The organism is Trinickia sp. Z7 (assembly GCF_056498045.1).
On record NZ_JAUEQW010000030.1, the window covers coordinates 1 to 13,439 of the forward strand.

Consider the following 13,439-nt stretch of genomic DNA (forward strand, 5'->3'; position numbering starts at 1 on the left):
ACACAAGCGCTCCAACGGCGACGACGTCGCCACGTGTCGGCCCCGCCGACAATCACTCTCCCCGACGGTACTGAAGTCTCCGCGAAATCGGCAGCATTCGCTACTGCGGGGATTCTCGGGCGGATACCTTGCGTGGGCCGGCGGTGAGCCTGCTCCATTGCCGATAGCGCTGCGATTGCTGAACGGTGACGCTGCGTTCGGCGAGTTGGGTGGATGGTTTAAGATCGGCGTCAGCCATGATCGACTCTCCTGTTCAGAGTGGATGGTGGTGAGCGGGCCGTGTCGGTTGCAGCCGATGCGGCCCGCGCTTCGTTTGCTACGAATCTCTCCTTCTTAGCGGCTGCGCCGCTTGGCTTCGGTCGCTGGCGCGATCGGTGCGGCGACGGCCTGCGTCCAACGCTTGGCGTCATGCATGTGCAAGACGCTGGCAATAACGGTTTCGATCGCTTCGCGCTCCTTCGGATCGAGCTTGGAGACGGCCTCGAACTGAAGCTTAAGTCGCTCGTCGGACCCTCGCTCATTCTCCTCAAAAAGCAACGTATCTGCGCTCACGCTGAGCGCGAGCGCGATGCGTCGAAACACTTCGATGGTGGGCTGGGAGGTGCCGGCCTCGTAGCGCTTGTACTGCGAGACATGCATGCCGATCTTGTCGGCCATGCGCAGCTCACGAGCACGCAGGTCTACACGCAAGTGGCGATCCGGGCCTTGAAGGAGATCCACACGGCGACGCACCCGGCGCGACTGGAGAGGCGGGAGGAGGCCGAGCGGATCGAGCAGGCGCGGCCGAATCGACTGCTCAAGCGGGTGTACGGTCAGAAAGACGTGCGACCGTTACGCGATGACCTGAAAATTAGGAATGCACGGGCTGAGCCACCAGGCGCACGCCGAGCGCTGTGCAAACGCGGTTGACCGTGTCGAAACGCGGAGCGCTGCCGGGGCGCAGCGCTTTGTATAGTGCTTCGCGGGTAATTCCCGCAGCCTTGGCAATCTCGCTCATGCCGCGCGCACGCGCGATATCTCCTAACGCAGAGGCCAGCAAGGCAGCATCGTTTGCTTCGAGAATATCGGTCAAATAGGCAGCGATGGCGTCCTCGCTGTCCAAATACGGTGCTGCGTCGAACTCGGGCAGATCGGCCACGTTGATTCGTTTGCTCATGTTCGTTTCCTCCGATCAATCCAACAAGGCGGCCAGCGCCTTAGCGCGTTTGATATCGTTCTTCTGAGTGCGCTTGGAGCCGCCGACAAGCAACACGATCAATTGCGTGCCGCGCTGCGTGAGTACACACGCCAACCAGCCCCGACGTGAATGCGCAGTTCTGAAATGCCTTCGCCGACGGGCTGCACGTCACCCATGAGTCCTCGCTCCAATCGCTTGATGCGGGCCACCACGACGCCGCGTATGGCTGCGTCGGTCAGTCCGTTGAGCCAGGATGTGAAGTCGGGAAGCGGTTTGACGAGAAACATGGTGAAACTGTAATCGAACGACTACAATAAGTCAAGCTATCGACCGACGGCTCGCTACCGCGTAACGGCATGTCGCATGTCAATCGAGTTGGGCGCGCCGCGTTGGTACGCTTGCCGATGCCGAGTCTCCACTAGAGGGGCCGAGCTTCTACGCCTATAGAGGTCTGGTGTATCGCTACATCATGTCGAGGGCGCATGACTCGTCATTGGCGAATGCTCGTCTCGAACACGATGCGGCGTATTACGCCGAACACGATAGGACCCATTACGGCGCGTTGCTTCGCTTGTGGCAAGGGTCGGAAACGTCGGAGCAGGCAATAGCCGAAATGGGAAAGGTTATCGGCGGACTATCGGGCACCGATAGGCAAGAAGCCCGGGCCGAGGAATTTTTCTACACGGCGGCACATGCCAAATTCGTGATCGGCCAGCCCGGAGGTGGTGAATTGGTATTTAAGAGCCTCGATCAACTCGCTCCGTACGGAAGTATTGAATGGGTCTACGGTAAGCGAATATGGGACTAGGCGGGCCGCGTCTGTAAGCGGCCGCGTGCTGAGTGCAACGAGAATGCGATATGGCGCGATGGTCAGTCGATAACGCTATCGTCGCCCGCCGACACGATCGACATGCGGCGCTTATGCGCCCTCAGCGCTTCGCCCGCGTGTTCGACATTTCGTTTCATGAACCAGCGATGCGAGGCCGTTTGCGGACAATCGTCCCCTGAGTGAACAAAACTGCAAACGTGAGGACATCCGGGTGATTTACGAGAACAACGACCAGTTCGATCCATGGGACACGCCGGACGATGCTTTCAGCGTGTCCGTGCCGGTTTCCATGGTCCACCACTCGTCGGGGGACATCGATATCCTCGTCATCGACTTGGCGCAGCAGGACGAAAGCGGGTGCTTTGCCGAGCGCCGAATTCGCTTCAGCGCGCAAGCGGCAGCGCAGCTACTCGATGCCATGAGCGGTGACGTCCAAAGTGGGCACGTCCTGTTCGGAGACGAACGTCCCGCGATGGCGACGCTGCACTAGCGCTAGATATGGTGGAAGGGCCGTTCAATAAGTCGCCCGGTAAGGCGAGAGTTCGAAGACTCGTTGGAATGCCAGCGGCACCCCAACCTCTGGCACGTTCGCAAACCTGAAACCGGCGTGGTCGAGTTTAGGCGCCGCCGCGCACGTGGCCTGCTCAGCTCAGATCGAACGTCGTCGTCAATATGACGGTACGGCCCGGCAGCACGGGGATGGCAATCGCGTGCATCGAGGCGCCATAGAGGCGCCGATCGAAGACGTTCTTCATGCCGAGTTGCGCGGACCAGTGCTTCGCACGATAAAAGACGGTTGCATCGACGCGTGCGTCGCCAGGCAACGAATAGCCGGGCAAATCGGTCGGCTCGCGCGAATGGCAAAAAATGCCGCCGCCCACGCTCCAGCCCCGTGATGGGTCATGGCTGAACGCATAGGTGCTCCACAGGCTCGCGCTGCGCGCCGGCACCGCCGGGGAGGGCGCATCGCCGCCGCCTGAAGTCGAGTTCGCGACGGTTAGCATGCCGATCACATTCCAGCCCGGCAGCGCTTGCCCTTGGACTTCGAACTCAAACCCTCGGCTGTGCTGGCCCGGCGCCTGCACGGCGTAAAGCGGATTCGTCGGGTCAACGCCGATCGAAAAGTCGTTGTGTACGCGATAGACGGCCGCTGTGGCGTAGAGCTTGTCGTCCAGCAGGTTGAACTTCACGCCGGTCTCGATCTGCTCGCTGCGAATTGGCGGGAGCGCTGCGCCGCTCGACGTCTGCTGACCCAGCGATTGATCGAACCCATGCAGCCAGTTCGCGTAGAGCGTCGCGGACGATGTCAGCCGGTAGCTGACGCCCAGATTCGGCGTCCAGTCGCCGTTGTGTTGATCGAACTGATTGAGCCGATCGGAGAACAGCACGTTGGTGTGGCGCAGCGAAGCCAGCACGCGCACCCGCGAACCGAACGCCAGTTGTGCTTGCACATAGGTGCTCCATTGCTTCGAGTCGTAAGAGGAGAACGGCATGAGCGGGCCGCCCGGAACTGTCGGTAACGGCTGCGGTGTATGCAGGTTCTGCATGGAAAAATTGTCGGGCGCCTGATCGTTGGCATAGCCGAACCGCCAGAAGTCCAGGCCCGCGAGCACGGTACCCGAGACACCGCCGATCTTGAACTTGCGCACCAGCTCGCTCGCCACCGTAGCCTGGTGCTCGACCGTCCGGTCATGGATTGCGTCGAGTCCCACGTCGCCGGTGGTGTTGAACACTACCACCGGCAAATCCCAAAACGTATCGGTCTCATAGCGCAGTAGGCGCGCACGCGCTCGCACGCTCCAACCATCGCCGAACGAATGCTCGGCCAGCAGATGCACTTCGGTCGATTCGTTGGAGATGTAATCGCTCGGCGCACTGACCGGAATCAGAGGCGTGTCGGGCAGCGGCTCGCCGGCGGGCCCTCCCACCGTATACGGCAGGATTGGCAAACGATTGCGGTAATGTTCCAAGCCGACGGTGATACCGGTTGCGGAATCGCGATAGCGCAGCGACGGCGCCAAATAGAATTCGCGTTCTCCGTTATAGCCGCCGTAGTTGTGGCTGTCCAACTCGCCGGCGGCCACGAAACGGTAACCCAGATGCGATTCGTTGTAGAAGGTGCCGCTCAAGTCGACGCTCGCCCGGCGCTGGCCGTTCGAGTCGATCTGCGTCGTGAACGTGCGCCGCGTCTCGAACTCGGGCTTCTTGGTGACCACATTGACGATGCCGCCCGCCGGGACGCCTCCCGCGATCAAGGTGACGGGACCCTTGATCACTTCGACGCGCTCGATCCCCTCCACCGGCGGATAGGCCGACGCTTCGTAGAGCATGCCGTCGGCCATCAGCGTCGTGGTTTGAAAGCCGCGTACCTTGACGTCGTAGTCCGCATTGTTGAAGCCGAACAGCGGCGTGGCGCCGCTCACATTGGCGAGCGCGTCGGCGACGGTCGCGGTTTGCCGCGTCGCCATCACTTCTTGGCTGACCGCGCCAACGGATTGCGGTACGTCGGAAAGCGCCATGTCGGTGCGCGTGGCCGTCGACGAACGTTCGACGACGAAGCTGTGCTCGTCCGGATCGTGCTCGGGGCGCGCCATCACGGTTATCGTCGGCAAGACGCGGTCGGGTGCCGATGGAGCGGCTGTTTCGCCTGCCGTTGCGGCGCGGCGCAGCGTGAGCGTGTCGCCTGCCACTTCCATCAGCTCGAGCTGGCTGCCGGCAAGCGCATTGGCGAGCGCCTCTTTCGCCGTCATGGTGCCGTCGACAGGGGGAGCCGCCAGGCCGCGCGTCAGTGACGCATCGAACGTAAGTACGAGATGCCCCAGCTTTGCGATTTGCAACAGCACCTTATCGAGTTCGCCGGCCGCCACGTGAAATTCGATGGGCGGCGCATCCGCAGCCCAACTATGCGGCGCCGCAATCGAACAGCCCATGACCACCGCAAGCCACGTCCAACGTGCGCCCGAACCGCGCCCAATTCTCGCCATTGCATTGATCTCGACTACAGCACTGTCGACTCGCTCGCTTTCGATCCGAGCGATGCAAAACCGAGCGCCGTGACTGTTTGGATGGGAGCGCGCTCGGCATGTGCGCGTCGCTCCCCCGTGCAACGGCCAAAATAGCGATTAATTAAAGTTTGTTGGCGTCAGGGTGGTCTGATTGTCGCGTCAGGATTTTCTGACTTGGCTCGTTCTTAGACCAGTCCGGCGTGTCTAGCCGGCTCCGCGGACGGCGCGCGCGATGCGCCGCCTTCGAAGCGTCCGTGACCGAGCTCCCCGCTGGAGGAGACTTCGAGCCGGTAACCGACCGAATAAACGGTGCGCAGCGTGACGCCGTGTTCGGCGCCGAGCATGAGCTTCTTGCGCAGCTTATAGATGTGCTGCTCGATCGTGCGATCGGCACAATCGGTTTCGCTGCCCCAGATCGATTTGGCCACCATCGCTCGAGTCAGACTGACGCCGGCGTTCGTGAAGAAGAGCCACGCGGTAGCGAATTCGCGCGGCGTCAATTCGATCGTTTTGCCGTGAAGCTCTACGATGCAGCAGGCCTTATGAAGCGTATAAGCGCCGATGCACAGGCGCGGCGGATCGCGATCCGCCGGGGGGGCGTTGAGCAGCATCGCGCGCGTCGCGCGAACGTAGAATTCGTTCGCGTTGAACTGCAGCGACAGGATATCCGTGGCGCCCGCCTCGTACCACTGAAAGAGATTGGCCGGATCGGCGAACGAGCCGATGACTAGCAGCGGCGTGTCTTGCCGCGAATGGCACGCGCGCCAGGTCACGATCGCACTCGACGCCGCACTGGTGGTGCGAGCGTCGATCACGATCAAGTCGTAGGCTTTGCGCCGCAGCGTGCGCAGCATATCGATTTCGTCGGCGAATACTTCGCCGCCTGCATGGCACAGCACGAGACATTCGCCAATCCGTCGCGCTAGGCTGCCGTCTTTGGTAAGGATGACGTAATTCACAATGACCCCTTCGTTGCAGTTGGCGTAAGACGTTTTATCCGCGCTCACGGCCGAGCGAGCTTGAAATCGATCTCGGGATGCGCCAAGACGACGAATAGGGCGACGCCGACCGCCCGAGCCTTCGACCAGGGTTCGGACGGGGGAACTGCATCGAACGTGGGCTGACCGTATTCGTCATCGCTTTCGATCGCATGGGTTGAGCGCATTTGCGCCCTCGCATTTGCGCTTTCAAACGGTATGTGCAACGAGCGAGCGAAAGTGACGTAGTGGGAGCGAAATTTTTTGAGGTCGGCTATTTTCGATTGAGCGCTGAGCGCGGCACTCAGGCGCGCGCGACGAGAACGAGATATCCAGCGTAGCGGCTGATCTTGAGCGGCAGGGTATCGGCCAGCGCATCGAGCGCGCGTAGCGGCTGATCGAGCGGGAGCACGCCGGTGACCGGGAGCGATGCCGCATCGTCCGTAACGCGAATCACGCCCGGGAAATACGGGCGCAGGCGTTCGACGACGGAGCCGAGCGGCGCCTCGTCCACTTGCAATTCGCCCGACGCCCACGAGGCTTCGAAGGCAGCGCTCTCACGGAGCGGCTCGATCCGCTGCGCGCCGGCGCGTGCGGTGCGACCCGGTGCGAGCGTCATGGTCTCGCCGCCGGGCACGGAGATCCGCAGCGGCGTGTCGATTGCCGCAACGTGTAGCCATGGCCCTTGCGTGCGCACCGAGAAGGAACCCGCATGGGCGTGCACGCGCCGAGTCCCGTTGCGAACCACGAAAGGCCGGATGTCGCGGTCGGTCACCCGGACAAATGCGGCGCCGGTGCGCAACACCAGCCGGCGCGCCTCGGCGCTATAAGCGAGGTCGACCGCGCTGCGCGCGCCGAGCGTGACGGTGGAACGGTCGGCGAGCAGCGTTTCCTTGCGCTCGCCGGTGTTGGTGTGGATATCCGCCGTCCACTGGCCGATCGGCACGAGCCGATCGACGATCGCGCCCGCGCCGAATGCGATCGCCCCGAACGAGAGCACGCCGCGCACGAGCTTGCGGCGCGAGGGCAGGGCAAGCAGTGCATCGCCGACGGCACGACGCGGCATGCCGGCCGCGCTGGGCGGTACGAGCGCGCCGAGCGACGCCTCGACGTGAGCGACAGCGTTCGCATGGGAGGGATCGGCCTCGCGCCAGGCCGCGAATCGCTGACGGTCGCGCTCGGTAGCCTCGCCCGAGCGCAGCAACACCATCCAGCGAATCGCGGCGCTGATGGCCTGCTCGGTCGTGTTGTCGCCGGTGCTGGGAGTTGCCTGCCGGGCCATATCCTCGATCAATTGAGCGATGCGAGACAGCAGGCATGCATCGCTTGTGCGAGGTAGTCGCGGACCGTCCGTTTGGACACGCCGAGCCGCTCGGCGATTTCGGCGTGCGTCATATCGTGGAACTGGCTGTAGACGAACGCGTTACGTGCCTTCGCGGAAAGGCCCGCCAGCGTGCGATCGATCGCGTGAAGCGTTTCGACGACGATGGCGCGCTCCTCCTCCGAGGGCGCTGCCCCTTCGGGCAGTGCGGCGAGCGCTGCCAGATAGGCTCGCTCGAGATCGCGCCGACGCCAGAAATCGTAGACGAGCCGATGGGCGATCGTCGTCAGCATTGCACGCGGCTCGCGAATAGATGCCGGATCGGGCAGTTCGACCAATTGGACGAACGTTTCCGAGGCGATGTCTTCGGCGGTAAACGCGCAGCCGAGCTTCAACCGCAGGCGGCTGAGCAACCACCGGTATTCGTTGCGAAAAATCGATTCGATCGGTGCAAGATTGAGGCTGGCAATGGCGTCTGGCATACAACTACTCCGCGTGCTTTATCCGACTTCCTTCCGTTGCCCCCAGTGCCGCGGGTGAGGCGTTCGGAAGCTCACCCAGAGCGTACGGGAAGGAAAAAGTCTTATCAATCAGGGAAATGGAGGATGCAAGCGGTAACCGGACCGGCGAATCTAATCAAGTTTTGTGTCAATAGTATGACAAATTGCGGGACATGGGAGCGGCGCGCGCCGGGCCCCCTTGCCGCATCAGGCCAGACGGAAGATATGAAAACGATTCGTCTGGACGATCATGATATCGTTTCTGGTGAGCCCTGTTTTAGCCGTGCGTCCCTTTGTGCGGCAGGCTGATCTTTGCAGGTGCCGCATGAAAAATGTTTCGCGCGAATCGCTATACGATGTGCAAGCGCTGCGGCGGGAGAACGACGCTCTCCGTGAGACGGTGAAGGCACTTGAACGGCAATTGGTCAGCCGCGAGGAGGGCCTCGTTTCCAAGAGCGACGCGCTACAGTTTCGCAGCCTGGCGGAGAGCAGTTCGGACGTCATTTGCCGATACGATCGCGCGTGCCGCCTGGTATATGCGAACTCGGGCCTGACGACGCTGCTGCGCAGGCCGTTGCAGAGCCTTTTGGGCAAGACGCCGAACGAGCACGAACCCGACTTGCGTCTAGCGCCGTATCAAGCGCTGCTCCAGCAGACCATAGAGACGGGGATCCAACACGACATCGAGCTCATGCTGCCCGGGGCGGGCGATGACGTCCGCTACCATCACATCCGTATCTTCCCGGCGCGCACACTGCACGGTGAAACAATTGGCGCGCTCGCACTCGGCCGCGACGTGACCGAACGCAAGTTGGCCGAAGATCGATTGCACGCCAGCGAACAAGCTTTTCGCGCCGTCGTGGAGCATTCGCCCGATTACATCGCTCGTTACGACCTGAACTTTCGGCGCATCTACGCGAATCCCGCGTTGCGCTCGCTCACGAAGATCGACGTGGTCGGGAAAACGCCGGCCGAGATGGGCGCGTTCGTCGACCCGGCGCATTACATGAGCCGTTTGCGCACTGTCGTGGAGACACGTCAGGAAGTGACGGAGGAGGTTCGGCTGCGTGACAAGAACGGAAGGATTCGCTGGGGGCACATTCGCATCGTTCCGGAATTTGCGCCGAGCGGCGCGGTGGCGAGCGTGCTCGCGATCAGTCGCGATATCGACGATCTGAAGCGCAGCGAACAATTGTTCCGCACGCTGACGGAAAACTTCCCCGACATGATCGCTCGCTTCGATTCGGCTTGTCGGTATTTGTACGTGAATCCCGCCGTGACCAAGGCTTTCGGGACCACGCAGGAAGAGATGGTCGGAACCGTGCTGGGCACGCTGCAGATCGACGGCTCGACGGAGTTGACCACCAGTATTCGCATGGGCCTCGAGCGAGCCTTCGCGGAAGGCGTGCCGAACGAAGCCGAGGCATGCTGGTATTGCGAATCCGGCGTGCGCGTGTTCGAGCTTCGACATATCCCCGAGCACGATTCCGAAGGACACGTCGTCAGCGTACTCGGTGTGGCGCGCGACATCACGTGGCTGCGGGCGATGGAAACGGCGCTTCGCGACAGCGAGCGCGCGTTCCGTACCCTGGCAGAGAACGCACCGGACCCAATCATCCGCTACAACCGCGAATGCCGTCGCATTTATGTCAATCCGGAATTCGAACGTGTGTGCGGCATCGACGCATCGGCGTTGCTCGGCCGAAAAGCTGGAAAGGTGCTGTCCGCCCCCGCAGTGGTCGAGCGCCGCTTCCGCGATCGGTTGAGGGCCGTGATGAGATCCGGCGTGGCGGCTAAGTTCGAACTCAACTGGGAGACGCCCGCCAAGCCGCAATGTTGGTCCGTGCAGATCGTGCCCGAATACGATGCTGACGGGAAGGTTCTGAGCGGGCTCGCGATTTGGCGGGACATCTCCGAACGCAAGGAGGTAGAGCAGCGGCTGCGCGAGTCGTACGAGATCTTGCGCGAGCTGACTTCCCGCCGCGAGACCGCGCGGGAGGAAGAGCGAAAGCGCATTGCACGCGAACTGCACGACGAACTCGGGCAGCAGTTGACGGCGTTGCGCATGGGGGCGTCCACGCTTCGAATTCGCTTCGCGCCGGACAATCCCGCGCTGGCCGAACATGTGCAGAAGCTACTGGAGCTAGCGGATCAGACGATGCAAGTCGTCCGCAACACAGTGTCCTCGCTACGCCCAGGCGCCCTCGACGCCGGCATCGCAGCCGCCCTCGAATGGCTGACTGCGGAATTCTCACGAGGCACTCAAATCGCCTACTCGCTGTCGGTGCCCGACGAGACCTTGCCATTGGCCGAGGAGCGCGCCATCGCGCTCTTTCGCATCGTTCAGGAATCGCTGACCAACGTCGCACGGCATGCGCGGGCGCGCCACGTATGCGTGACGCTCGAGCGCGCCGGCAACGACTGTCTTCTGCAGGTGCGCGACGACGGATGCGGATTCGATCCGGTGGCCACGCGTAGACGATCGTTCGGTCTTGCGGGCATGAAGGAGCGGATGCTGATGCTCGGGGGCAAGATCGACATCGTGAGCGCGCCGGGCAAAGGAACGACGATCAAAGTCGAGTTGCCGATCGGACAAGCGGACGGTGCGACCGCTTGCGTTTCCTGAGCGCGCTTAAGTAAGGGATCGCGCCCGATCAGCACCGCAACGAAAGCCATGCTCGTCTCGTGCGAAGAAGCGGCACGTCGGCCGGATCATGCGAGGGGCGTTTCGTCAGTCCAGTTGACCGATGATTTCGCGCAGCCGCTCCCTTGCCCTGCGGATGCGCGCTTTGACGGCCGATTCCGTCAAACAGGTGATCGCCGCGACTTCCGCGGTCGAATGCCCGAACACATAAGCGAGCGACATGGCGAGTTGCTGATCGGCCGGCAACTGCGCCATCGCCTTCGTCAGGATGTCCGTCGCTTCATAGTCGTGCACATAGTGAAAGGCTGCCAGATGCTGCTCGTAAGAGAGCGGCACCGTGTCGGCGAACCGGTGCTCGCTGCGGATCGCCTGACAGGCGCGACGATAAGCGATGCTCATCAGCCATGTCGACACGGCCGAGTCGCCGCGGAAATCGGCGGCTTTGTTCCAGACGACCAGAAAGACGTCGTTCACGATCTCGTCGATCATGTGGCTGCTCCACGTCATTCTGTTGAGGAAGCGCTTGAGCCGCCGTGCATACTGCCTGTGGAGATGGGCCAACGCTGCGGCGTCCCGGCGCGCGATCCGAGCAAGCAGGAGCCGATCGCCGTCGGCGCGCGGCGTCCCTGCGCCATTGGCTGCCGCATGGCGCAAGAGCTCCCGAAGGGCTTCTTGAATCTCCTCTTCCGCGGTGGATGCGCCGATGTCATGAACGGTGCCTACGATGCCGGACACGTTGGTGCCATCGGAGATGACGCTTTTATAGAACCGCACGAGCCCGAGGTCGCCCGATGGCTTGGGCAGCCCGGTCGCGTAGATCTGCACGCCGCCGCGCGAGGCTAACGTGAGATCGGCCTGCTGATACACGAGCGCCAGGTCGGACGGCGCGATGTCGTAGACGGTTTTTCCCACGAGATACTTGCGGTCGCGGCCTAGCCGGCGCTCGAATGCCTCGTTGCAGCCCGTATAGGCGCCTGCGCTGTCCTTGAAGAAGACCGGCGATGCGATGTTGTCCGCGCTGCGTTGCAGCCAGTTCGTATCTCCCGCGCACGACTTGGCGAGGTGCATCAGCCGTAGTTCGTCCCGCGAACGGCCGATGATGGTCTCCGGGCACAGCAAGTCCTTGTGTCCGGCGACGTCATTGGCGCCTTGGGCGATCAGTGAGACGACGATCTGCGGTGAGGCGGTCTTCACCACTGGAACCAGGTACGGCGCCGTGCCATGGCCGCTTCGCCACTTGCTCACCTCGGCTTGTGCGTCCGTGTCGATGCAGTCGATGAAGACGACGGCGGGGTTGGCTGCGTCAATCAAACCGACCGACGCCGCTTGCGTCCCGTACGTTGCCAGTGCGGGCGGCGCGCAACGACCGTGCGCACTGGACCAAAGGAGGCGTGGCTCCCTGCTGCTCGTTGTTGCCATATCTCTGTCTGCTCCTACGAACTACGACTTCCTTCTTACGCGGGCGATGACGCGCGTGGGTCGCGATGGCGCTGCCGCTGCCGGTCGGGCATGCTGCGACGCCGTGAGTACGCGGTGCGACGGCGCGTAGGCGGCGCGCGTCGGCAAAAGTATCGATTTCGATCGCGCCGATGGTGGCTATGCGGGTGGGCATGGCCAGTACTGTCGGCCCAATTTACTGCATCTATCGGGGTTGCTGGAATGGGAAAACGGGTCAGGGAATCCTGAAAATTCGGAAAGAAAAGCTGACGGGCAAGCCCAGCTTTGGCGGCAGCGGAGCGGGTATCGCTCACGGGTGCGATGCCATGTGGTCGTAGCGCGTCACCGCACTCAACGCGAAAACGATCAGCGCCTATAAGCGTTGTCTCATGCAAGAACTGGGCTTGAGAAACAACGCCGAACTCATCCGCTATTCGATCCGCCACGGGCTCGCGGGGCAATGATCGCCGTCGCAGCCAGTCGCCGTTGCACGGCGACGGCTCTTTCCCATCGCATCACCGCGGCTTTCGCGGCATATCGCGTGACTCCGCGTCCGGTAGCGTGCCTGCGCGTTCCGTCCGCCGCAAATTCCGAGCGGCATCGACGATGGCCTTGGCATCGCCCACCGCTTCCGACACGGTATTGGCCATGCCCAGGTTTCGAGCGATGCCGATGGCCCTGATTTCGTTGCGCACGCCCGTCTGCGCCGCGGCAAATTTACGTTCGGCCTCGGCATGGTCCGCGCGCGACGGAGCTTTGGTCGGGCGGGGCAATTTGCTCTTGCCTTTGGACTCCAGCGGCGCGGCCGGTGTTTTAGCTACGGGCTCGCTATTTTCCGTTTGGAACGGGTTGCGACGCAGGGCTGCGAATAGCGGCCAACGTGCAGCCTTGCGCAATAGGCCCGCACCGTCTGCGACGTTTCGTGCCTCGGTTGCCGTGATCGGTTGCGCGAGTTTTTGTTCGACTCTTCGCGCGAACGCTTGGTGGACGACGGGTGACCTCGTTCTCCGGTACGGGGCGGCCATCGACCGCCCGGCCGAGCAGATACCCCGCTAATGGAATGTGGTCTTGCTTGCTCACGTTAGGATGAAGGGGCTCGACATGCGCGCTGCTTCCGGGCAGGACTTCGCTGCTTTTTGCTTCGTCGTCTTCTTCCTCCGATTCCTCTTCACCGATCTCAGCCAGCGGTTGCTTGAACGTCGTTGGGGCGCGCGCCTCGCGATCTTCCTGTTCGAACAGCTGCGCGAGCGTCATGCGCTGTGCGCGTGTTCGGTCCGGTAAGGCGGCTCTCGACCGATCTTTGCCCAAGGAGGAAGTTGTGCGGCTCGGTTTACCGCCGCCGAGCGCCGCGAGTTGAGGCGAAACGGATAGGGATCGCGCCGGCGTGGAGGTGCCTTCGCGCAGCAATTCGACCGCGTGCCTAAACGAGATGCCGTTGGCCTTCATCACCCAATCGACCGGTCCGCCTCCGGCGTTGCAGCCGAAGCAGTGCCACAGGTTCTTGGCCGGCGTCACCACGAACGAGGGCGTCGAGTCCTCGTGGAACGGG

Annotated in this window: 15 protein-coding genes and 1 pseudogene; 4 read left to right on the top strand and 12 right to left on the bottom strand. The window is 62.5% G+C overall.

The window, feature by feature from the left end:
* Nucleotides 1-100: 100 nt before the first annotated feature.
* The 4 genes from QQS38_RS25620 to QQS38_RS25635 form a co-directional block, all read right to left on the bottom strand.
* Entirely contained in the window at nt 101-238 is a 138-nt protein-coding gene (locus QQS38_RS25620; RefSeq protein WP_479648143.1) for a hypothetical protein, read from the bottom strand.
* 95 nt (nt 239-333) lie between these two features.
* Entirely contained in the window at nt 334-657 is a 324-nt protein-coding gene (locus QQS38_RS25625; protein WP_479648144.1) for a helix-turn-helix domain-containing protein, read from the bottom strand.
* 193 nt (nt 658-850) lie between these two features.
* A complete protein-coding gene (locus QQS38_RS25630) occupies nt 851-1,156 on the bottom strand; it encodes an addiction module antidote protein (protein WP_479648145.1) in 306 nt (101 codons plus the stop codon).
* A gap of 98 nt (nt 1,157-1,254) precedes the next feature.
* A complete protein-coding gene (locus QQS38_RS25635) occupies nt 1,255-1,464 on the bottom strand; it encodes a type II toxin-antitoxin system RelE/ParE family toxin (protein ID WP_479648146.1) in 210 nt (69 codons plus the stop codon).
* A 167-nt stretch (nt 1,465-1,631) separates the two neighbouring features.
* Here QQS38_RS25635 and QQS38_RS25640 point away from each other — a divergent pair, with 167 nt between their 5' ends.
* The gene (locus QQS38_RS25640; RefSeq protein ID WP_479648147.1) at nt 1,632-1,985 is read left to right on the top strand and encodes a hypothetical protein; all 354 of its coding nucleotides are present in this window, start codon (nt 1,632-1,634) and stop codon (nt 1,983-1,985) included.
* Nucleotides 1,986-2,217: 232 nt separating this feature from the next.
* Nucleotides 2,218-2,496: a hypothetical protein gene (locus QQS38_RS25645; RefSeq protein WP_479648148.1), complete on the top strand. Its 279-nt coding sequence runs from the start codon at nt 2,218-2,220 to the stop codon at nt 2,494-2,496.
* Nucleotides 2,497-2,650: 154 nt separating this feature from the next.
* Here the strand turns inward: QQS38_RS25645 and QQS38_RS25650 are convergent, their stop codons facing one another.
* From QQS38_RS25650 to QQS38_RS25670, 5 genes are all read right to left on the bottom strand, one after another.
* Entirely contained in the window at nt 2,651-4,990 is a 2,340-nt protein-coding gene (locus tag QQS38_RS25650; RefSeq protein ID WP_479648149.1) for a TonB-dependent siderophore receptor, read from the bottom strand.
* Between the two features lie 206 nt (nt 4,991-5,196).
* Nucleotides 5,197-5,970 carry a winged helix-turn-helix domain-containing protein gene (locus QQS38_RS25655; RefSeq protein ID WP_479648150.1) on the bottom strand — a complete coding sequence of 258 codons (774 nt, stop codon included), beginning with the start codon at nt 5,968-5,970 and terminating at the stop codon, nt 5,197-5,199.
* Between the two features lie 44 nt (nt 5,971-6,014).
* A complete protein-coding gene (locus tag QQS38_RS25660) occupies nt 6,015-6,176 on the bottom strand; it encodes a hypothetical protein (protein WP_479648151.1) in 162 nt (53 codons plus the stop codon).
* A 116-nt stretch (nt 6,177-6,292) separates the two neighbouring features.
* A complete protein-coding gene (locus QQS38_RS25665) occupies nt 6,293-7,270 on the bottom strand; it encodes a FecR family protein (protein WP_479648152.1) in 978 nt (325 codons plus the stop codon).
* An 8-nt stretch (nt 7,271-7,278) separates the two neighbouring features.
* Nucleotides 7,279-7,791: a sigma-70 family RNA polymerase sigma factor gene (locus QQS38_RS25670; RefSeq protein WP_479648153.1), complete on the bottom strand. Its 513-nt coding sequence runs from the start codon at nt 7,789-7,791 to the stop codon at nt 7,279-7,281.
* 343 nt (nt 7,792-8,134) lie between these two features.
* Between QQS38_RS25670 and QQS38_RS25675 the strand changes: the two genes are divergently transcribed.
* On the top strand, nt 8,135-10,435 hold the full coding sequence (locus tag QQS38_RS25675) for a sensor histidine kinase (RefSeq protein WP_479648154.1): 2,301 nt from the start codon (nt 8,135-8,137) through the stop codon (nt 10,433-10,435).
* Nucleotides 10,436-10,540: 105 nt separating this feature from the next.
* Here QQS38_RS25675 and QQS38_RS25680 read toward each other — a convergent pair whose 3' ends face one another.
* Together QQS38_RS25680 and QQS38_RS25685 are read right to left on the bottom strand one after the other, a co-directional pair.
* The gene (locus QQS38_RS25680) at nt 10,541-11,872 is read right to left on the bottom strand and encodes an RNA polymerase sigma factor (protein WP_479648155.1); all 1,332 of its coding nucleotides are present in this window, start codon (nt 11,870-11,872) and stop codon (nt 10,541-10,543) included.
* Between the two features lie 533 nt (nt 11,873-12,405).
* Nucleotides 12,406-12,786, bottom strand: a complete 381-nt coding sequence (locus QQS38_RS25685) for a hypothetical protein (RefSeq protein ID WP_479648156.1) — start codon at nt 12,784-12,786, stop codon at nt 12,406-12,408.
* A gap of 205 nt (nt 12,787-12,991) precedes the next feature.
* On the opposite strand from QQS38_RS25685, the gene QQS38_RS25690 reads away from it, so the two are divergent.
* Nucleotides 12,992-13,171: a hypothetical protein gene (locus tag QQS38_RS25690; protein ID WP_479648157.1), complete on the top strand. Its 180-nt coding sequence runs from the start codon at nt 12,992-12,994 to the stop codon at nt 13,169-13,171.
* Nucleotides 13,172-13,297: 126 nt separating this feature from the next.
* Here the strand turns inward: QQS38_RS25690 and QQS38_RS25695 are convergent.
* Nucleotides 13,298-13,439: pseudogene (locus tag QQS38_RS25695) on the bottom strand (CHC2 zinc finger domain-containing protein); the annotation flags it as partial.